This window comes from Actinoalloteichus sp. GBA129-24 (assembly GCF_001941645.1).
Classification (GTDB): Bacteria; Actinomycetota; Actinomycetes; order Mycobacteriales; family Pseudonocardiaceae; genus Actinoalloteichus_A; species Actinoalloteichus_A fjordicus.
Window position 1 is genome coordinate 5,038,710 of sequence record NZ_CP016077.1, and the last position, 19,977, is coordinate 5,058,686.

Annotated in this window: 14 protein-coding genes; 9 read left to right on the top strand and 5 right to left on the bottom strand. The window is 71.0% G+C overall.

All coding sequences use genetic code 11. The features are described from left to right. The first annotated feature begins 408 nt into the window (after positions 1-408). The 9 genes from UA75_RS21525 to UA75_RS21565 all read left to right on the top strand — a co-directional run bounded on the left by UA75_RS21525 (position 409) and on the right by UA75_RS21565 (position 12,401). On the top strand, positions 409-1,182 hold the full coding sequence (locus UA75_RS21525; RefSeq protein ID WP_075741804.1) for a DUF4097 family beta strand repeat-containing protein: 774 nt from the start codon (positions 409-411) through the stop codon (positions 1,180-1,182). A 560-nt stretch (positions 1,183-1,742) separates the two neighbouring features. Then, the gene (locus UA75_RS21530) at positions 1,743-3,056 is read left to right on the top strand and encodes a glycosyltransferase (RefSeq protein WP_075741805.1); all 1,314 of its coding nucleotides are present in this window, start codon (positions 1,743-1,745) and stop codon (positions 3,054-3,056) included. A 719-nt stretch (positions 3,057-3,775) separates the two neighbouring features. Next, positions 3,776-5,164 (top strand): ROK family protein, encoded by a 1,389-nt coding sequence (locus UA75_RS35040; RefSeq protein WP_269466406.1) that lies wholly within the window; start codon positions 3,776-3,778, stop codon positions 5,162-5,164. Next, positions 5,161-6,369, top strand: coding sequence for an alcohol dehydrogenase catalytic domain-containing protein (locus UA75_RS21540; protein WP_198042804.1), 1,209 nt, complete (start codon positions 5,161-5,163; stop codon positions 6,367-6,369). The genes UA75_RS35040 and UA75_RS21540 overlap by 4 nt, the downstream gene beginning before the upstream one ends. Positions 6,370-6,386: 17 nt before the next feature. Next, positions 6,387-7,154, top strand: a complete 768-nt coding sequence (locus UA75_RS21545; RefSeq protein WP_075741807.1) for an SDR family NAD(P)-dependent oxidoreductase — start codon at positions 6,387-6,389, stop codon at positions 7,152-7,154. Beyond that, positions 7,151-7,993: a sugar phosphate isomerase/epimerase family protein gene (locus UA75_RS21550; RefSeq protein WP_198042805.1), complete on the top strand. Its 843-nt coding sequence runs from the start codon at positions 7,151-7,153 to the stop codon at positions 7,991-7,993. Before UA75_RS21545 ends, UA75_RS21550 begins: the two co-directional genes overlap by 4 nt. Next, a complete protein-coding gene (locus UA75_RS21555; protein WP_075741809.1) occupies positions 7,990-8,775 on the top strand; it encodes an HAD-IA family hydrolase in 786 nt (261 codons plus the stop codon). The genes UA75_RS21550 and UA75_RS21555 overlap by 4 nt, the downstream gene beginning before the upstream one ends. Positions 8,776-9,157: 382 nt before the next feature. Then, positions 9,158-10,468, top strand: a complete 1,311-nt coding sequence (locus UA75_RS21560) for a sedoheptulose 7-phosphate cyclase (RefSeq protein ID WP_083690844.1) — start codon at positions 9,158-9,160, stop codon at positions 10,466-10,468. Between the two features lie 109 nt (positions 10,469-10,577). Continuing rightward, positions 10,578-12,401, top strand: a complete 1,824-nt coding sequence (locus UA75_RS21565; RefSeq protein ID WP_157434353.1) for a fused response regulator/phosphatase — start codon at positions 10,578-10,580, stop codon at positions 12,399-12,401. A 216-nt stretch (positions 12,402-12,617) separates the two neighbouring features. Here the strand turns inward: UA75_RS21565 and UA75_RS21570 are convergent, their stop codons facing one another. The 5 genes from UA75_RS21570 to UA75_RS21590 form a co-directional block, all read right to left on the bottom strand. Further along, positions 12,618-15,305, bottom strand: a complete 2,688-nt coding sequence (locus UA75_RS21570; protein ID WP_075741810.1) for a glycoside hydrolase family 48 protein — start codon at positions 15,303-15,305, stop codon at positions 12,618-12,620. 301 nt (positions 15,306-15,606) lie between these two features. Then, positions 15,607-16,056, bottom strand: a complete 450-nt coding sequence (locus tag UA75_RS21575) for a hypothetical protein (RefSeq protein ID WP_157434354.1) — start codon at positions 16,054-16,056, stop codon at positions 15,607-15,609. A 550-nt stretch (positions 16,057-16,606) separates the two neighbouring features. After that, positions 16,607-18,064, bottom strand: coding sequence for a GH1 family beta-glucosidase (locus tag UA75_RS21580; protein WP_075741812.1), 1,458 nt, complete (start codon positions 18,062-18,064; stop codon positions 16,607-16,609). Continuing rightward, a complete protein-coding gene (locus UA75_RS21585; protein WP_075741813.1) occupies positions 18,061-18,939 on the bottom strand; it encodes a carbohydrate ABC transporter permease in 879 nt (292 codons plus the stop codon). Before UA75_RS21585 ends, UA75_RS21580 begins: the two co-directional genes overlap by 4 nt. Next, positions 18,936-19,943, bottom strand: a complete 1,008-nt coding sequence (locus UA75_RS21590; protein ID WP_075744056.1) for a carbohydrate ABC transporter permease — start codon at positions 19,941-19,943, stop codon at positions 18,936-18,938. The genes UA75_RS21585 and UA75_RS21590 overlap by 4 nt, the downstream gene beginning before the upstream one ends. Positions 19,944-19,977 lie beyond the last annotated feature (34 nt).

Here is a 19,977-nt window from a genome sequence, read left to right on the forward strand (position 1 = left end):
GTCCACCAGGCCGCGTCACGGCCGGGCGGCAGGGGCTGGTCAGCGGCGAGAGGCCAGACCTGCCGGCCGGCCAGGTGCGAACACCTCGGCGCACGAGCACCTTGGGTGCACGGACCTCGATGCCGGATCTCCACGCCGGGGGCGTCGATGCCGGATGTCGGACGCCATTCGGACGGCTCCGAAGGCCCACCGCTCGGACCCGAGGCGCGGTCGTCGACCGGTCACCGGGCCCGTCGGCGATCAACCTCGACGATCTTTCCGCTCGTTAGACTGACACCTGTTCGACGGGGACTCGGCGCGGCGGGCTCGTCGCCGCGACTCCGAGTCACCGAAGACCGAGTCCGCCCGGCCGAACCGGTCGGCTGCACGTCCGACGACACCCGGCCCGCCCAGCCCCGGAGGACCCTCGTGATCACGCCCCGTCGCCGCAGGCTCCGCACGCTGCTCGCCTCGGGCGGCGCGCTGCTGGGCATCACCGTCCTGTCCGGTTGCGCGGACGTCGTGGACGCGGCGGACCCCGAGATCCGAGGCTTCGGCCCGGCCGCCGAGCACCTCGTCATCTCCGTATCCGACGTCGAGCACCTGGATGTGCGGTCCGCCGACGTCGACGAGATCGAGGTGACGCGCTGGTTCGCGGGATCGTCGTTCATGGGCAGCACCGATGCGATCTGGGAACTCGACGAGGACAGGCTCACGCTGGCCACCGACTGCTCGCCCTTCGTCATCGGCCGGTGTGACGCCCGGTACGAGGTCCGGGTGCCCAGTGGGGTGAACGTGACGATCGAGGGCGACAGCGGGGAGGTCAGCGCGTCGGGCTTCGATACAGACCTGACGATCACCACCAGCAGCGGCCGAATCCTCATCGACGACGTCGGCGGGGCGCTCGCCCTGTCGACCGAGAGCGGCGAGCTGCCGGGCGCCGGAATCAGGTCGAGCCAGGCGGACGTGACCTCGGCGAGCGGTGAGGTCGAGCTGTTCTTCGCCGAGGCACCCGAGGAGCTGACGACGACGGCACAGAGCGGCGAGGTGACGATCGTGGTGCCCCTCGCCCCGTACCGGGTCACGACCACGACGGGCAGCGGCAACGTGACCACCCAGGTCCCGACCGACCCGAACGGACCGCACTCGATCACGGTGGAGACCGACAGCGGGGAGATCACGGTGACCTCCGTCGGCAGCTGAGTCCGAGCACCTGACCAGCGAGATCTCTTCCCCACCCGACAGGCGGCCCCGGCAGATGACCGAGGAGCCCCTGCGAGCACGGCGACGCGGCCGCCCGAGCGCAAACCACGGGCGGTGCCGGGTCACGTGCTCCTGATCTGCCTCCTGCCTGCGCACCGCCGACGAAGCCGACGGCCGCACCGGGTGAGCAGGGCACGCCGAGACGTCAGATCCGACCGACCGTGTCTGCATGCCTCCCCGTGGTGTCCCGACGAGGGCGGCCTGCGAGTTCGTTCGTTCGGGTGGTCGCCCGGGGCTCCGGTTGACGTCCGTTCCCACCACTCACAGCATTGGCCACGGCTCCGGCGCAGACGCGGCGCGCCGCCGGATCGGCAGCGGGCGGCTGACCTGGGATTCGGAACCGACGCACTCGCCTCGGACGGCCGGGGCACACTCGCCACGTCCGGCGCAGACGCGGCCGCCCGCGAAGCGCCGGATCGGCGGCGGGGTGGGCCTGGGGCGGTGCGGGCCGGTCGGCCACGCCATCATGCGGCCCCGGCCGCCAGGAGATCGGAGAGTCGATGCCGACCCCAGTCTGGGAGATCCGACCCGGCGCCGATACGCCGAGGCTGCTGCACGTCAACGCGACGGCGACCGGCGGCGGTGTCGCGGAACTGCTGCGGGGCCTCGTCGAGGAGCAACGCGGCGAGGGGATCAATGCCGGTTGGGCGGTGATCGGCGGCACGGCCGAGTTCTACGCGATCACCAAGTACCTGCATCATCTCCTGCACGGCAGGGCCGTCCCGAACCGGATCGCCGATCCGGCGACCCTGCGGACCTACCGGGAGGTCCTGGTTCCACAGGCGGCCTGGTTCCGGAGTTCGCTCGGCATCGGCGACGTCGTGGTCCTGCACGATCCGCAGACGCTCGGCCTGGCTCCCGCGCTGCGTGCCACCGGCGCCCGAGTCGTCTGGCACTGCCACGTCGGCGCGGAGGTGCCCCCGGAACGGGGCCCCGCCGCCGTCTGGCAGGCGATGGCCCCCGAACTCGCCGCGATCGACGCGGTGGTGACGACCCTGCCCGCGTTCGCCCCGCCGACGGTGCCCGCCGGGAACCGATTCGTCATCCCGCCCGCGATCGACCCGAGCGCCCCGAAGAACCGGGCACTGACCGAGGCCGAGATCAGCAGCCTGCTCGACGGGATCGGGCTCACCGCGCCGTCGGGGCGCCGGGGACGGGCCGACATCGTCCAGGAGGGTGTGCTGCCCGCCGAAGCACGGGTCGTGCTCCAGGTCTCGCGATGGGACCCGCTGAAGGGCATCCCCGACGTGGTGCGCGCCGTCGAATGCCTGCCGCCGGATGTGCACCTCGTGGTGGCGGGGGCGGACCCTCGGGAGATCCCGGACGACCCGGAGGGCGCCGCCGTGCTGGCCGAGGTGCTCGACGTCCTCGCCGGACTGGCACCGGAAGATCGCGCCAGGGTCCACCTGATCAGCATCGCGCAGCAGCCTGCCGAGGTCAGTGCGCTGCTGGTCAACGCCCTGCAACGCCGGGCGGACGTGGTGGTGCAGAAGAGTGTGGCGGAGGGCTTCGGGCTCACCGTCACCGAGGCGATGATCAAGGGCCGCGCGGTGCTCGCCACCGAGGTCGGCGGGATACGACTGCAGATCACCGACGGGCGGGACGGCCTGCTCGTCGACGCGACCGATCACCAGGCCTTCGCGGCGGCGCTGCTGCGGCTGCTCGCCGATCCGGAGCTGAGGGTGCGGCTCGGCGAGAGCGCACGGCAACGGGTGCTCGACCACTACACGCTGCGCAGACTCGTCGCGGACTACCGAGGGGTCACCGGCCTTGCCGATGCGGCGGGCGATCTCCTCGACGGCGCGACGGCCTGACCCGTCGGCGCAGGCCGCGCCGGGACCACACCGGAGCCCCCGCGACCACGACGGCGACGCCGTCCCGGTGATCACGAGCGGCCTCTCGACGCCGATCACCTCCCCCGGGCACATCGGCCGCCGTCCCCGTGTCGTCGGTTCTCCGCCAGAGTCCGAGCGGCCCCCGGCAGCCCGGCGACACAGGCGGCGGAGACTCGCGACCGGGCCGGACAGCGGCGGAACCACGGCGCGGTCGCGGGCAGCCGTCGGGCGGCTCCCGCGAACGCGCCCCGTCCGGGCCGGGTGGCGATCGAGCCGCAGACCAGTAACGACGGCGGACGGCGGGCGATCCCTTTCCCGCGAAGATCGTCGATCCCGCGTCTCGCCGCGCCACGGATATCGATCCGGCGATTCCGTTCGCCGTGACGGGCGATCCCCTCGGCGGAGTCGCCGGGCTGTGCTCTCCCGTTCCTCCGCCGCCGCGGACCAGGGCCGAAGTCGACGGATCGACACGATCCCACCGGCCGCGAACGCGCAGCCACCACCGGGAACATCGCCGTCGACCTGACCGGAGGCGCGGGAGACGCCCGCATCCCGACACGTTCTCGGCGACGACGGCGGAATGATCGTCGGTGCCCGGCCTGCTCATTTCGTGGTCCTGCCGAAGCCGCCGACCCGAATTAACATGCGTGATCGAGCGTGTACATCGTCACCGTACGGGGGTCCCTGCTGTGTCGAACGTGACCGCACGCCCGATCACGGTCTTCGACGTCGGCGGAACGCACCTGCGGCGGGCGAGCTGGACCGAGCGGCACGGGCTGGCCGAGATCCGGCGGACGCCGTCGCCGAGCCGTACTCGGCACCCCGGCGTGGCAGCGGCCGACCTTCGAACACGGTTGATCCGGGCGATGGCCGATCAGGTGCCGCCGGACGGCGTCGCAGGCGTCTCCCTGGGTGCGGCGCTGGACCATCACACGGGCACCGTCTACGCCTCGGCGCCGTTGTGGGGTGCGCACACCGACTCGTTCGACCTCCGGGCGGCGCTGCGCACCGCGCGCCCGGACGTGCGCTGGCATGTGCTGAACGACGTCACCGCCGCGCTGCTGCATCTCGCCTCGGGCCCGGCGGCCCGGGACTGCCGCAAGGTGCTGCTGACGACCGTCAGCACCGGGATCGCCTGTCGCATCCTCGATCGGCGGACCGGGGAGATCGCCGTCGACGGCTGCGGACTTCAAGGCGAGATCGGGCACCTGCCCTCGACCCTGCTCCTCGACGGCGTGCCGGTCGAGCTGACCTGCGACTGCGGTGTGGCCTGCCACCTGGCAGCCTTCTCCTCCGGCCCCGGCCTGCGCAGGCTCGCGGAGTTCCTGCACACCCGAGGGGCGAGGGCCGGGACGAGGGCCGGGCGCGTGGTCGCGGCGCCAGGAGATCACCGGGCGGATCTCGTGCCCGGATCGGCACGATTCGCCGCAGGTGGCCCCTGGGCGACCGGCGACCGGCGGGCGGGGATCACGACAGCGGCTCAGGGGACGTCGGGCTTCGACGCGGCGACGGTCGAGGCGGCGTCCGAGGCGGCGGCGCACCTCGCGGCAGCGGACCACACCGGCTCACCACTCGCCGAGGCCGCCCGCACCCGGCCGGATCGCAGAGGGCCGGATCGCATGGGTCCGGGTCACAGCGGACCGAACCCCACCGGATCAGATCGCACGGAACCGGACCACACCGCACCAGCCCAGGACCAGGAGGCAGCCGCATTCGAGACCGCCCTGTCAGCCGCACTCGACGCGGGTGACCCCCTCGCCTCGGAACTGCTCGCGGCCGCCACCCGTCCCGTCGCCGACGTGGTGCGCACCGCCCTGTGCCTCGATCCGCAGCTCGACCTGGTGGCCTTCACCGGCGGCGTCGCGGTGGGCCTCGGCAGGCACTATCGGGCCGCGTTGCTCGCCCATCTCGCCGCCGAAGGGCTCTACATCACCGGCGAACGCGCCCCCCGCTGGATCGCCGACCGCATCCACGTCTGCCTGCCGACCGAGGCCGACGGCCTCGTCGGAGCGGGCCTCGCCGCGCTGGCAGCGGAGTCGGGCCGACCACTGCACCGGCTGCGAGACGGCGAGATGGTCCGGACGTGAACCGGGCAGCAGGCATCGATCCCGTCGCGACGAAGCCCGCCGCCGTCTCGATCAGCGGGACGGGCACCCATCGCGCGATCGTCCGCACCGCCACCGCCACCGCCCTCGCCGTCGCCGACCGACCGACGATCATCCCCGGCCCCGGCGAGCTCAGCATCGCGACCGAGGTGGCAGGCGTGTGCGGCACCGACATCCAGCTCCTTCGCGGTCTCCGTGCCGACCCGGCGACGGTGATCGGCCACGAGGGGATCGGCCGGATCGCGGCCGTCGGCGTCGGGACGGATCCCGAACTGACCGCCGGAACGCTGGTCGTGATCAACCCCACCCATCCGACGGAGCCGTCCTTCCTGCTCGGGCACAACATCGACGGCCTGTGGCAGGAACGCACCCTCGTCCCCGCGACGGCCGTGCGCGGCGGGCTGGTCCTGCCGTTGCCCGCCACCACCGATCCCGGGCTGGCGCCCCTGCTCGAGCCGCTCGCGGTGGCCGGTTATGCGTTGGAGGCGTTCGCCCCGTTCGACGTACGCACCCTGGTGATCATCGGGGATGGGACCGTCGGCCACCTCGCGGTCCGTGCGGCCCGCCGCAGGCTCGGCCCGGCGGTGCGCACGGTGCTCGTCCACCACACACCGGCGGGCCTGCGATTCAGCGAGGCGGGGAGGCATCGCGCCGACGTGCTGGTCGACCACGGGCGGCTCACCGATCTGCGGCCCGGTCCAGGCGGCGTCGCGGTGCTGTTGGCGACCCCGCGCGATGCCACGATCCGCGCGCTGGACGCCGTGCTCGCCATGCCGCTCGACGGCGGTCTCGTCATCGACGTCGTCGGCGGTCTGCCGCCGGGCACGCGGAGCGCCATGCTGCCCGGCGTCGACCTCGTGGCGCTACGGGCCGCCAACTGCGGCGGCCTGCCGGACCCGATCGCGATCGCGTCGGTGACCAGCGCGGCGGGACGACGAGTCCGCATCCTCGGACATCGCGGCGTCGCCAACCGCCACCTGCTCGACGCCGCGGCAGAGCTCGCCCGCGACCCGGAGCGCTATCGGGAGCTGGTGACGCACGAGACCGATCTCGACGGCGCCGTCGGCGTGCTGCGGCTGCTGGCCCGCTCGCGGAACCGCGTCGTCGACGGCAGGCGGCTCGTGAAGCTCGCCATCAGATTCACGGCGGGTCGGGTAGCGGGACGTCATCCGGACGTCCCACGGTGAGACGAAAGGACAGCCAGATGATCAGTCCGAACGAGAACCCGCTAGCCGGACGGCGTGCCGTCGTCATCGGCGGCTCCACCGGCATCGGGCGCGGCATCGCCGACGCCTGGGCCGCCGCAGGCGCCGAGGTGATCGTCGGCAGCCGCACCCGACCGATGGGGCCGGGATCGGAACTGCTGTCCTGGCAGCGGATCGATCTCACCGAGACCCGCGCCGCGCGCGAGCGCCTCGCCGCGCTGAGCGCGAGTCCGCTCGACGCGGTGTGCTTCTCCTCGATCTACTACGGCGAGCGCCGTGCCCTGTTCTGCGACGTCGGCGAACGGGAATGGCGGGAGCAGCTCGACGTCAACGTCACCGGGTTGTGGCTGACGCTGGCGGCCACCCTGCCTGCGCTGCGGGCGGCGGACCCCGGGCTCTTCGTGGGCGTGTCCTCCGAGGTCGTGTTCAACGCGGGCCCCGGCCGCTCCGGTTACACCGCGTCGAAGGCCGCGGCGAAGGCACTGCTGGACTCGGTGGCCAGGGAGGAGGACGCCGAGCGGGTCCGCATCGTGCAGGTCCTGCCTGCGGGCATGGTCGACAGCCCCGGCATCCGACGGCGCAGGCCTGCCGACTTCGACTACAGCGGATACATGCAGCCCTCGGACTTCGCGGGCGTGGCCCGGCAGCTCGCGGTCACCGCGGGCGCGGGCTACCACGGCGACAGCCTCGTGGTGAACGGCGACGGCGACTGGTGGTCGGCCTACGACCGGCTGCCGGTCTCGCAGAGCAGGCCGGTCTCGGCGTGAGTCCAGCGCGACGTCACCGCGACGGCTGCGCGGTCGGCCTGGTCGACTGGCGGCTTCCGGAGGCCGGCCCCGACGCGGTGCGGCGCGCGGGCGAGGTCGGGGTCGACGGCGTGCAACTCGACCTCGGCGGGCCGGGTCGCGGGCCGCGCCTGGACGCCCCCGGGCGCCTCGATGCCGTCCGGGATGCCGTCGAGGCAACGGGAGTCCGGGTGCTGGCCGTGGCAGGAAACCACCTCAACGACATCGGGCTCACCGCGCGGGCGGACAGCCACGACGCCACCCGAGTACGGCTGTTCTTCGAACGGCTGCTCGACGCCGCACAGGCCCTCGGTGCGCCACTGGCCTTCGCACCGAGCTTCGGGCGCAGCGTCATCGACGGTCCGGAGGCCTTCGCCCGCACGGCGGCGGTGCTGCGGGCGGCCGCGCGCGCGGCGGCGGAACGGGGCCTCCTGTTGGGCAGCGAGAACGTCCTCGGCGCGCACCAGGCGCGGCGGCTCGCCGAGGCCGTCGACTCCCCCGCGCTGCGACTGGTGCTCGACCCGGCGAACCTCGTCGCGGCGGGCCTGCACCCGATCGAACTGATCGGTGCGACCTCGGAGCTGCTCGCCGACCAGGTCCATCTCAAGCCCCCACCCGATGCGGGCCCGTCGGGTGCGGACCTCGACTCGACCATGGTGACCGAGACGCTGGTCGCCCTGCGGGAGCAGCACGTCCCCGTCCGAGTACTGGTGTCGGAGAACGACTACCGGGACGGCGACGCGGACCGTCTCGCCCGCGAGGTCGATCAGCTGCGACGGCGGGCAGCCTGGTTCGTCCCGAGCACGATCGAGACGACATGACGAACCGGTCAGAACCGCAGGAGACGACGACTCGGGCGGCGACGGACGCCGACCTCGGCCATGTCGTGTCCGCCCTCCTGATCGACATGGACGGGACGCTGGTCGACTCGACGGCCGTCGTGGAGCGGACCTGGCGCGACTTCGCCGAACGACACGGCCTGGACGTCGAACGGATCATCGCCGTCTCCCACGGCCGCCGCACGATCGAGACCGTCGCGATGTTCGCCCCCGACGGCGTCGACGTCGCGGCCGAGGCGCGGTGGATCGACATCGAGGAGACGGAGGACACCGAGGGTGTCGTCGAGGTGCCGGGGGCGGGCGCACTGCTCGCCTCGCTGCCCGAGGGGAGCTGGGCGCTGGTGACCTCGGCGGGCCGACGGCTGGCCGAGCGCCGAATGGCCGCCGCCGGGCTCGGCCTGCCGTCGATCGTGATCACCTCGGAGGACGTCGCCTCGGGAAAGCCCAGCCCGGAGGGGTATCTCGTCGGCGCGCACCGGCTCGGGGTGCCCGCAGACTCGACACTCGTCTTCGAGGACGCCGAGGCGGGTGTCACCGCCTCGCTCGCCGCAGGCGCCCGCACGGTCGTGGTCGGCGCGCTGGACGCGCCGGTGACCGCAGGCCTGGATCGGGTGCCCGACCTGCGCGCCGTGCGGGTCGATCCGATGCCGGGCAGCGCGCTGCTGCGCGTGCGCCTCGGCTCGCGTCGCGGCACCGGCGGCCGGTCTGTCGGCCGGCGTCTCGTGGGGTCGGATGCCGATCTCGGGCCCGACGCCGTCCGATGAACGGCCCGGCTGGTGCCCGATGCTCGAGCCGGGACGGGCAGGCGGGCCAGGCCTGGGCCTCGTCGAATCGACTCCCGGACCACATCGCCTCGCGACTCTCCCCGGCGATGCCGGGCACTGCCTGCGGGGCTCGTGCCGCTCACGATGCCCGCGTCGGCGGACCCGGCGTCGGACGCCTCGCTGCCGCGTGGTGGGGAACCGCAACCGACCGGAACGGTCCCGGCGGGCCGGGGATGCCGGAGTTCACGGCTGCCGAGCGTCCACCCCGCCGCCGTCCACCGCCACCGCACGTCCACGCCACCGCATCGAGTCGGCCTCGGCGGCCGCGCCCCCGGCCGAGGCTCAGGCATCCCGTTCGCTCCGACTGGAGGTCGACAGCCCCATGAGCGTCTCTCCCGAACACATCAGACCGGGCCTCGCCACCGGCACCCACCACGACGACGCGGTGCCCTTCCCCCGGATCGAGGCCGATGGGCCGGTCGCGCACGGCGAGCGCGACTCGTGGCTGGTCCACGCACACCGGTCGGTCCGTTATGAGGTGCGCATCCGAGACCGGGTCTTCGACCTCGACCACACCGACGTCCTGGAGGCGGGCGGCCGAGGTGACGGCGGCAGTCCCCGCCGCTTCGTCGTGGTGGACGACGAGGTCGACCGGGTGCACGGGGAACGCATCCGCGGCTATCTCGATCACCACGGCGTCGACTACGCGATGACGGTCCTCGCGGCGAGCGAGGCGAGCAAGGAGTTCGACACCGCCGCCCGCGTGCTGGAGCGACTGGACGCCTTCGCCATCGCGCGCCGTTCGGAGCCGGTGATCATCATCGGCGGCGGCGTCCTGCTGGACGTCGCCGGGCTCGCCGCGAGCCTCTATCGGCGGGGCACCCCGTTCCTGCGGGTGCCGACGACGCTCATCGGACTGGCGGACGCCGGGATCGGCGTCAAGACCGGGGTGAACTTCAACGGACACAAGAATCGGCTCGGCACGTATGCACCGGCGGACCTCACGCTGCTCGACCGGACCTTCCTCGGCACGCTCGACCGCAGGCAGATCAGCAACGGGCTCGGCGAGATCCTGAAGATCGCGTTGATCAAGGACCTCGCGCTGTTCGAACTGCTGGAGCGCCACGGGGCGGCCCTGCTCGACGAGAGGTTCCAGGGACTCACTCCCGCAGGCGACGACGCCGCACGAACAGCGCTGCGCCGCGCCGTCGACGGCATGCTCGCGGAACTCACCCCGAACCTTTGGGAGGACGACCTCGAACGTCGGGTCGACTACGGCCACACGTTCAGTCCCACCCTGGAGATGAGTGCGCTGCCCGCCCTGCTGCACGGCGAGGCCGTCTGCGTCGACATGGCGCTGACCACGGTGCTCGCCTGCCGTCGTGGCCTGGTCACCGTCGCCGAGCGCGACCGGGTCCTCGCGATCATGCGGACGCTGGAACTGCCCTGCTTCCATCCGCTGCTCGACTCGGAGCTCCTCGTGCGCGCACTGGCCGACACGGTCCGCCATAGAGACGGCAGACAGCGGCTTCCGCTGCCGCTGGGGATCGGCGAGGTGTGCTTCGTCGACGACGTCACCGCCGAGGAGCTGGCGACCTCGGTCGAGATTCAGCGGGATCTCTGCGCACCGGCCCTGGTCGCAGGCAGGCTCGGCAGGCAGACCGAGGACGTCGAGACTTCAGGGCGTGGGTGAGTCGAGCCGCCCTTGCTAGGCTTGGAGGCCCTGATCGTGTCGGTTCGCGACGGACCGAGCCTGCACGTCGGGCAGCCGCGGCGCACTCGACCCTCGTGGAGGAACACGGATGACCTCCGACGGGCCGGGCCGACAGAATCCCTCCCCGCTCGCCACGCGCCCCCGCGAAGGCGATCCGATTCGCGGCGAATCGGCCGATCTGCTGCCACCCGCCTCGCCGCGTCCCGAGAAAGGCCCGTCGATGGCCGCAGCGGCCCGTCAGACCGTCGAGGACGACACCCGGGCCGGGATCATGGTGGTCGGCGAGTCGGTGACGAGGCACCGGGCCATCGCGAGGAGACTCGGGCAGGCGGGCCACCGGGTCGCCGAGGCACGAACCGGAGCGGACTGTCTGCGGCTGTTGGAGCAGCGGCGTTTCAGCCTGGTCGTCCTCGCCGTCGACCTGCCGGACATGAACAGCGCCGACATCCTCAATCGGATCAAGACCGACCCCTCCCACGGCGACACCGTGGTGATCCACGTGGCCTCGGAGGCCACCACCGGCGGCGAACGCGCGCAGGGCATGACCCGGGGCGTAGACGCCTATCTCGCCGAGCCCGTCGACCCCGACGAGCTGCTCGCCACCGTGGAGGCGGCCCTGCGGCGGGCGGGCGCCATGGCCGTCGCCGAAGGGCGACACTCCAGCGAACTCGCCCTCGCCGAGGAACGCGTCGACCGACTCGGCGGCCTCACCCAGGCGATGGCGGCGATCAACTCGGCCACCGACTTCGACGGCGTGGTGGCGGCGGCCGCGCTCGGTCTGACCGCGATCTTCCCCGGTCGGGCCTCGGCACTGGCGCTGCGGCCGGACGGCTGGTGCAGGCTGGCAGTCGTCGACGGCGCCGGGGGCGCGGTCACCACCCGTATCGTGCCGTCGGACCTCCTGGAACGACTCGGCGATCACGCCGAGCAGGCTGCCGAGGACATCGCGACCGTCGTGCTGGACGGCGCGACGTGGTCGGCAGAGGTGCCCTCCACTCCCACCGAGGACGACACGCGGGTGATGCTCTGCCAGTGGCAGCCCGACGGCCCCCCGGTGTGCCTGGCGATCACGGCGGTCCGGGGTCACGGCATCGAGGAGCAGGAGCTGTTGTGGCAGCTCGGCAGGACCTTCGCCCTCGCCGTCGGCGGGCTGCGCTCCTTCGCGGCGGAGCACAGCCTCGCGCTGACCCTGCAGCGCAGTCTGCTGCCCACGCTGCTGCCCCGGCGGCCTGACTTCGACATGGCGGTGCGCTATGTGCCCGCCACCAGCAACGCCGAGATCGGCGGCGACTTCTACGAGGTCACCGAGCGAGGCTCCGAGCTGCTCGTCGCGATCGGCGACGTCACCGGCCACTCGATCAAGGCGGCCACGATCATGGGCGAGGTGCGCCACGCCCTGCGGGCCTTCGCCGTCGAGGGTCATCCGCCGGATGTGATCCTCGAGCTGCTCAACCGGATGATGCTGAAGTACCACCCCGACTTCTGCGTCACCATGTGTCTGCTGCTCATCGACACGGAGACCGGCGAGACCGCGGTCGCCAACGCCGGACACATCCCGCCGCTGCTCGTCGACGCGGACGGCGCCAGGTTCGCGCCGGTCAGCGGCCCGCTGTTGGGAATCGCCCTGGACCGCCCCGGCTCGACGAGCGTGCGCATCCCGGTGGGCACGACGGTGATCCTGCTGACCGACGGCCTGGTCGAGGACCGGGTCACCGATCTCGACGAGGCGATGGCCGCGTTGGCGGAGGCGGCCGCCTCCGCCGCCGAGAGCGAGGACCTCGACGACCTCTGCGAACATCTGATCACGGAGTTCGGCACCGGCAAGGACGACGACATCGCCCTGTTGGCGCTGCGGCGCACCGGGGAGACCGCACCGGACCCGGCCGACGGGGCACCCGAGCGCCGAGGCTGAGCGGCGGAGCGGCGGCTCGGGCCGACTGCGGAGGGCGCAGCCGGGCAGGCCTCGACTGCACCGAGGCGAGGGCGTGGAACGAGCCCGCCCCCGCACAGCAGGCCACACCGCGCAGCGCACGGAAACCGGCCCCGCACATGGCGCGGAGTGCGGGGCCGGTCCTTTCCCTCGGCTCGGCCGTCACCCGTCGGCCGCACCGAAGTCGCTCACCTCACCTCATTCGGCGGCGCCGAACAGCTCGGCGTGCAGCGCGAAGGCCGTGGCGATCTCGGCCTGCGCCCAGAATCGGTGATAGGTGAAGGTCGGCGCGTCGCCGCCGTCCAGGTAGGCCTGCACCTGCGGCCAGTCCGGGTCGTCCTCGTAGAAGGACCGGATCGAGCCGAAGGTGGCGTCCGAGTCGATCACGTCGCCGTTGGGCATGGCGCCCGTCCAACCCTCCGGGACGTAGAGGCCCTGGTCGGTGCCCGCGTCGTAGGCGTCGTCGAAACGCTGGTAGTCGGTGCGGGTCTCCGGGACCGAGATGCCGATGTCGGTCTCGTTGGCCAGCAGCGCGTCGAGCAGTGCCTCGCCGGTCGCCCGTGCCTCGGCGTCGCCGGACTCCGCCGCGTAGTGCAGCAGGGTCTTGACGTAGGAGGCGGTGACGCCGACGTCCTGGGTGTGGTTGAGAACCTCGACGCTCAGCCCGGAGTTGTCGCCGGGGTTGTCGGGGTTCCAGTCGTCGGGCTGACCGCTCCAGTCGAGATCGGACGGGACGGCGAAGTCGCCGCCGGTGCCCACCTCGGTGTTCGCGATGGCCCAGTCGACCCAGTTGGCGACGATCTCACCGGCGCGCTCGTCACCGGTGACGTCGTAGAGCTGGGCGATGCGCTCCATGCCCCAGGCCTGGAAGCCGAACCACCGGTTGCTCGGCGGGTCGTTCCAGACCGGCTGCCAGTCGTAGTACATCCCGTAGAAGGTGGCGCTGTTCGCGGGCGGCTCGGCGTACCGGCCCTCCCAGTTGTTCGTCGCGCCGCCCGCGATGCCGCCCTCGGGAGCCTGCAGCCACTGGATGAACTCCAGCTGCCGGTCCAGGCTCTGGGCCCAGTCCTGCTGAGCGCTCGGCGACTGCGGGGCCATGCCGTCGGCCTCGGACAACGCCCAGGCCGCCATGGGGTTCTGGTAGCCCTGGTGCACGCCGGAGCCGCCGATGCGGAACGACCACGGGTACTCCGCACTGGCCAGCGCGCCGCCCCAGGAGTAGTACCAGGACAGCAGGTAGTGGGAGCTGTTCTTCCCGCTGCCCGCCGGGCAGGTGATCGGGTCGGTGCAGTCGCCGATCTCCTTGAAGTACTTGTCGTACATCGAGTACCGGAGGTAGTCGCCCATCTTCACCGCGTCGGCGACCGTGTCGGCGACGGCGTCGCCCTGGCCCTGCGCCTCGGCCCAGGACTTCGCCAGGTAGGCCACCTGCACCACGCGGGCGTCGGCGTCCGGGGCGGCGGTGTAGCGCCACTGCTCGGAGTACTGCTCGTCGCCGGTGAACAGGTCGAGGTAGCCGTTCTCCCCGCCGAAGTCGAACGTCTCGCAGGAGGGGTGCGGCACCGTCTCCCAGACCGACTCGTTGGAGCCGCGCTGGTAGGAGTTCATGAAGACCGGCTCGTCACTGCTGCCGTCACCACAGAAGCCGAAGCCGTAGACGTTGTCGACGTCCAGCAGCCATGCCATCCCGTAGACGTCGGAGTCGCCGTAGGTGGAGGTCAGCTCGGCACCGAGCGGATCCTCGCCGACGGGCACGTCCGCGTCCAGCGGGGAGGGATAGTCGCGGGGCGTCGGCGACTCGCCCGCGTAGGTCGCCGGGGAGCTCGGGTCGTAGGCCGCGTTCGTCGGCTGGTCCTCGGAGCCGGGGACGATGAACGTCTCCAACGACTCCCAGGCCCGATTGAACGGCTCCCAGTCCTCGGTGATCCTCGCGTAGGCCGCCTCCAGCCACAGGTAGTAGCTGTAGGCCTCCGAAGTGGTCTGATGCCCGTGGTCCGGAGCCTCGACGATCAACGTCTCGACCGAGTGATACGGCACCAGCAGCCCGCCGACGTCGCGGAAGTATCCGCTGGCCGGGTCCTTGATCTTCTCGTACTGCTCAAGGAAGGCTGCCTCGTAGTCGGACTGTGCCGCGCCGATCTCGCGCACGACGATCACGGCCGGGGCATAGCCGTCGGCGGTCGCGGTGAAGGTCGCGGTGCCGGGGGCGGCGTCGGAGTCCGCCGAGGTGACGGTGACGGGCCTGCCGGTGTTCCAGTTGCCGGGGCCGAAGCTCAGCGAGGACGATCCCAGCGACAGGTTCGCCGTGCCCGAGGTCCGAGTCAGCTGGACGTTCACGTTGTTCTGCGGCGCTGCGGCCAGCGACAGCGCGAAGGACGCCGACTCGCCCTGCCGGACCGACAGCGAGGAGCGGCTGCTGACGATCGTTCGCTCGTCCACGGGCGGCTCGCCGAGATCACCACAGGTGGCGCCGTTGACGGCGAAGTCGACGGGCGCGGTGTTGGTGCTCGCCTTCGAGGCGTTGAAGCCGAAGGTCGCCGAAGCGCCGGGCGCCACGGTGCCGTTCCAGGACACGTTGCGGGCGGTCACCACCGCGCCGGACTGGGTGATCTGGCTGTTCCAGCCCTGGGTCACCCGCTGGCCGTCGGGGTAGGTCCAGGTCAGCGACCAGCCGTTGAGTGGGGTGCTGCCCTCGTTGGTGAGCGAGACCTCGGCGCCGAAGCCGCTGTTCCACTCGTTGGTGATCTGATAGTCGACGCTGCACTGCACGTTCTGCGCGGCTCCGGCGGGCGCCGTGATCGGCACGATCACGGCGGCCAGCAGCGTCGCCGCCGCAGCCGCGGGCAGTGGTCTCTTCGACCACCGCGTCAACCTGTCGGATCTCATGGTCTCCTCGTTTCTGCGCTACAGAGTTCCGCATGGCCTGGTGGGGAGACACCGCGGTCGAGCCGTGGTCCGCCCACTACCGATCGGGTTCGGCAGGCGACCCGGTGAACGAACCGGGGCTCGTTCACCGGGTCCGCCGCTGTCCGCATGTCTGGAAGCCGGGACGGACAGTGTTCCTTCGCTGAAAAGGGGCATCACCTCCGTTCGAGTGGACACGGCAGGGGCCGGTGCGGGACGCCATTGGGAGCGCGGTCGCGTCCCGCACCGGGGTCTTGCAGGGGAGGTTCGCCGAGCGAGGAGTTCAGTCGGCGGGTGTCGACCCCAGCCGTCGTCTGCCGGTGGTGGCACCGGGCAGACCGAGCAGGCGGGGACGGAGGCGACGAAGACCGTCGAGGTCGACGCCGACGTCCACGCCGATCTCGGCGTCGATCAGCAGGCCGAGCGTCGCCTCGACTCGGCGCCGCCCGCCGAGGAGGAGCAGGGGTCCGTCGCGCCGCGCCTGCCTGGTCGCCGAGTCGCGGTCGGACGGCGCCGGGCGTCTGCGCAGGTTCAGTCGCTCGTCGACGGGGAGCGCCGTCTCAGACGGCCGGTCGTCGCACCAGGGCGTCCCAGGGCCGTTCCCGAGGGCCTGGCGGGGGGCGGGTGCAGGTCGGGCGCCCGCCTGTCCACCCGCCGCGCCCGCCAGGGTGGTGGCGGTCGTAACCCGCACACCCGCCGGTGACGTCGGGGTTCGTAACACGCCGTCTCGCACGGCTGCCTCCTCGTCGAAGCACGAACCAGAGTCGATTCTCACCGGTTCTCGCAACGTGATGTCGCTTACCTGTGAGCGCTCCCAAATGAAGGGTAGCCAGCGCGAAATACAAAGTAAAGACTTGGCTGCTTTTCCCGACCTTCAGCAGTGTCCATTCCACCGAATGCCGTCGAGAAACCTCCGACGAACGGCCCAGTCGCGACGGGAAGGCCGCATTCGACCCTCGAATTCGACCATCCTATTCGATGATTCGCCGCCCTGAAATTTCCCGAGAAAAGCTCGATGGGAGCGCTCCCGCATTCCCCGTCACACGGCGGTCCTGCCGTATCGGCGCGGCCGTGCATCCGGAGGTCGTTCCATCCCCGCGTCAGACCGACGACGAGCGTGCCGGTGTGAGCGGATCGCTCACACCGGCACGGAACTGCACAGACGCCTCTCAGAGCCTGTCTTTAATCCCCACTTTCCTGTTGCGACGGAGGAGGATCAAAGACAGGCTCTCAGAGCTCGAGCAGGCGCCGGAAGGCGAGCCGCCGCAGCGGCGGCCGGGAACTCACTGCTCGTCCGTCGCCTGCACGGCAGGCACCGCGTTCTCCTGCATCACGGCGGACAGCCACTTGGCCGAGTTCTTCGGCGTTCGCACCTGCGTCTGGTAATCCACATGCACCAGACCGAAGCGCTTCGAATAACCCCACGCCCATTCGAAGTTGTCCAACAGGGACCAGCAGAAGTAGCCCCGTAGATCAACGCCTGCGTCGATGGCGGCCAGCGCCGCCCGCAGGTGGCCGTCCAGGTATTCGATGCGATCCTGATCGTCGATCTCACCGGCGTCGTTGATCACGTCCGGGCAGGCCGCGCCGTTCTCGTTCACATAGATCGCGCTGACCGCGTATTCCTCGTGCAGCCTGCGCAGGACCCTGGTGAGTCCGTCCGGGATCACCTCCCAGCCCATGTCGGTCACCGGCAGGCCCGCGTCGGCGAAGCGCAGCTCGCCCGCGCCGACCCAGGCCGAACCGGCAGGAGTGTGCGGCGCCGAGTTCTCCGCGTTCGCCGTGTCCGCCCCCACCAGGTGGTGGGTGTAGTAGTTCACCCCGAACATGTTCAACGGTGCCGCGATCGTCGCCATGTCGCCGTCCTGAATCCGCTCGGCGAGCGCGAACGGGGCCAGGTCCGCCACCACGTCGTCCGGATACTGACCACGCAGCAGCGGGTCGAGGAAGACGCGGTTCTGGAGGCCGTCCACCCGGCGGGCCGCGTCGACGTCGGCCGGGTCGGCCGGATTGATCGGGTCGACCGGATACAGGTTCAGCGTGATGCCCAGCTGAGCCTTGGGGTCGCGGGCACGGATCGCCGAGACCGCGAGGCCGTGTCCCAGCAGCAGGTGATGCACGGCGGCCACGGCAGCGGAGGGCTCCTGCCTGCCCGGCGCGTGCACCCCGGCCGAATAGCCCAGCAGCGAGGTGCAGTACGGCTCGTTGAGCGTGGTCCAGTGCTCGACCCGGTCACCGAGTGCGGCGTGCACCGTGTCGGCGAACTCGGCGAACCGATACGCCGTCGACCGCTCCGCCCAGCCGCCCCGGTCCTCCAGGGTCTGCGGCAGATCCCAGTGATAGAGCGTCAGCCAGGGCGTGATGTCGTTGGCGAGCAGCTCGTCGACCAGCCTGCGGTAGAAGTCCAGGCCCGCCTCGTTGACCGCGCCGCCGTCCGGTCGGACCCGAGGCCAGGCCACCGAGAACCGGTAGGCCTTGAAGCCGAGGTCCCGCATCAACGCGACGTCCTGCGGCATCCGGTGGTAGTGATCGACGGCCGGGTCTCCGGTGTCGCCGTTGAGCACCCGGCCGGGCGTGCGACTGAACGTGTCCCAGATGGAGTCGGTGCGGCCGTCCTCCGTGGTGGCGCCCTCGATCTGGAAGGCCGCCGTGGAGGAGCCCCACAGGAAGTCGGCGGGAAAACTCCGCTGCCGTGTCGCCGAGATCTCCTCGGCCTGCCCGTTCACCTCGTATGTCGTCATCCCTTGACAGCTCCCTGCATGATTCCGGAGACGATCTGCTTCCCGAGAACGATGAAGATGAACAGGATCGGCAGAGTCGCCAGCGTGGTACCCGCCAGGACCAGCGAGTAGTCGACCGAGTAGCCGCTCTGAAGCTGTTCCAGGGCGAGCTGGATGGTCGGGTTCGAGGGGTCGAGGACCACCAGCGGCCAGAGGAAGTCGTTCCACGAGGTCATGAACGTGAACAGGGCCAGAATCGCCGCAGCAGGGCGGGCGGCGGGCAGCACCACGTGCCAGAAGGTGCGGATCATGCTGCACCCGTCCACTCTGGCCGCCTCCAACAGCTCGGTCGGCACGGCGGCGATCAGGTACTGCCGCATCCAGAACACGCCGAGCGCGGTCACCAGGTTGGGCAGGATCACCGCGACCAGTTCGCCGGCCATCTCGAGTTCGGCCATCGCCATGAACATCGGGATGACGCCGAGCTGCGTCGGCACCAGCAGCGTCGCGATGACGAAGGCGAACAGGGCGTTGTTGCCCCTGAACTGCAGCTTGGCGAACGCATAGCCCGCCAGCGTGCCGAAGAAGACGACCGACACGGTGACGATGGCGCCCACGAGGAAACTGTTGCCCAGCGCCAGCCAGAACGGCGCGGTGTCGAACACCCGCGCCGCGTTGGCGAAGAAGTTCCCGCCCGGCCACATCGGCGGGAGCTGCTCCGCGGTGAAGGAGCTGTCCCGGCTGGCCACCAGGAACGACCAGTACAGCGGGAAGGCCGAGCCGAGGATGAAGGCGATGAGCAGCCCGTAGGTCAGGAATCCCGGTTTGCCGATGATCGACCCGGGGTCCTGCCCTCGTCGCCTGCGCGCCGGCTTCGGCGCACTCAGGACGCTCATCGTGGACCCTCCGTACTCGATATGCGGCGCGTGAGCCAGAAGTTGATCAAAGCGAAGATCACGATCACCAGGAAGAGCACCCAGGCGGTCGCCGACGCGTAGCCGAGATCGAAGTTCTCGAAGCCCTGCTGATACATGAACAGCGTGACGGTCTGGAACTGGCCGGTCGAACCACCGTTGTTGGAACCGGGGACGACGGCGAACAGCTTGGGCTCGGTGAAGATCTGGAGACCGCCGACCGTCGCGGTGATCACCACGAAGATCATCGTGGGTCGCAGCATCGGCAGGGTCACGCTGACGAAGCGTCGCCAGCGACCGGCCCCGTCCACCGTGGCGGCCTCGTAGAGGTCGCGGGGAATGGCCTGCATCGCGGCGAGGATGATCAACGCGTTGTATCCGGCCCACCGCCAGTTGACCATGCTGGCAATGGCGACGTGACTGGCGAACCGGTCGGAGTGCCAGTTGATCGGGTCGATGCCGACCAGTCCCAGCAACCCGTTGATCAGGCCGTACTCGCTGTTGAACAGGTTGCCGAAGATGATGCCGAGCGCCACCAGGCTGGCCACGTAGGGCAGCAGGAGCCCGACCCGGAAGAGGGTTCGAGCCCGCAGGTGCGCATCCAGCAGCACGGCGAACAGCAGGGCCATCGCCAGCTGCGGGGCGGTGGAGAGGATGAAGATGCTGATCGTGTTGACCATGGCCTGCCAGAACCTGGCATCGCCCATCAACGCGACGTAGTTGTCGAGCCCGATGAAGACGGGGTCGTCGGCGACCAGGCTCCAGTCGAACAGCGAGACGTAACTCGTGTAGAGCAGTGGGAACAGGCCCACGATGGCGAAGATGACGAAGAACGGCGCGATGTAGAGGTACGGCGAGTAGCGAACGTCCCAGCGGTTGAGCCGATCCCGCAGGCTCTGCCGCCCGCCACCACCGGGTGATGCTGCCGGGTCGCCGTCCGCACCTCGGCCCTCCGAGTCCGTCGACCCGGATGTTCCGACGGTCAGGCTGGACACTCCCCCTCCTTCATGGGGTTCCGGC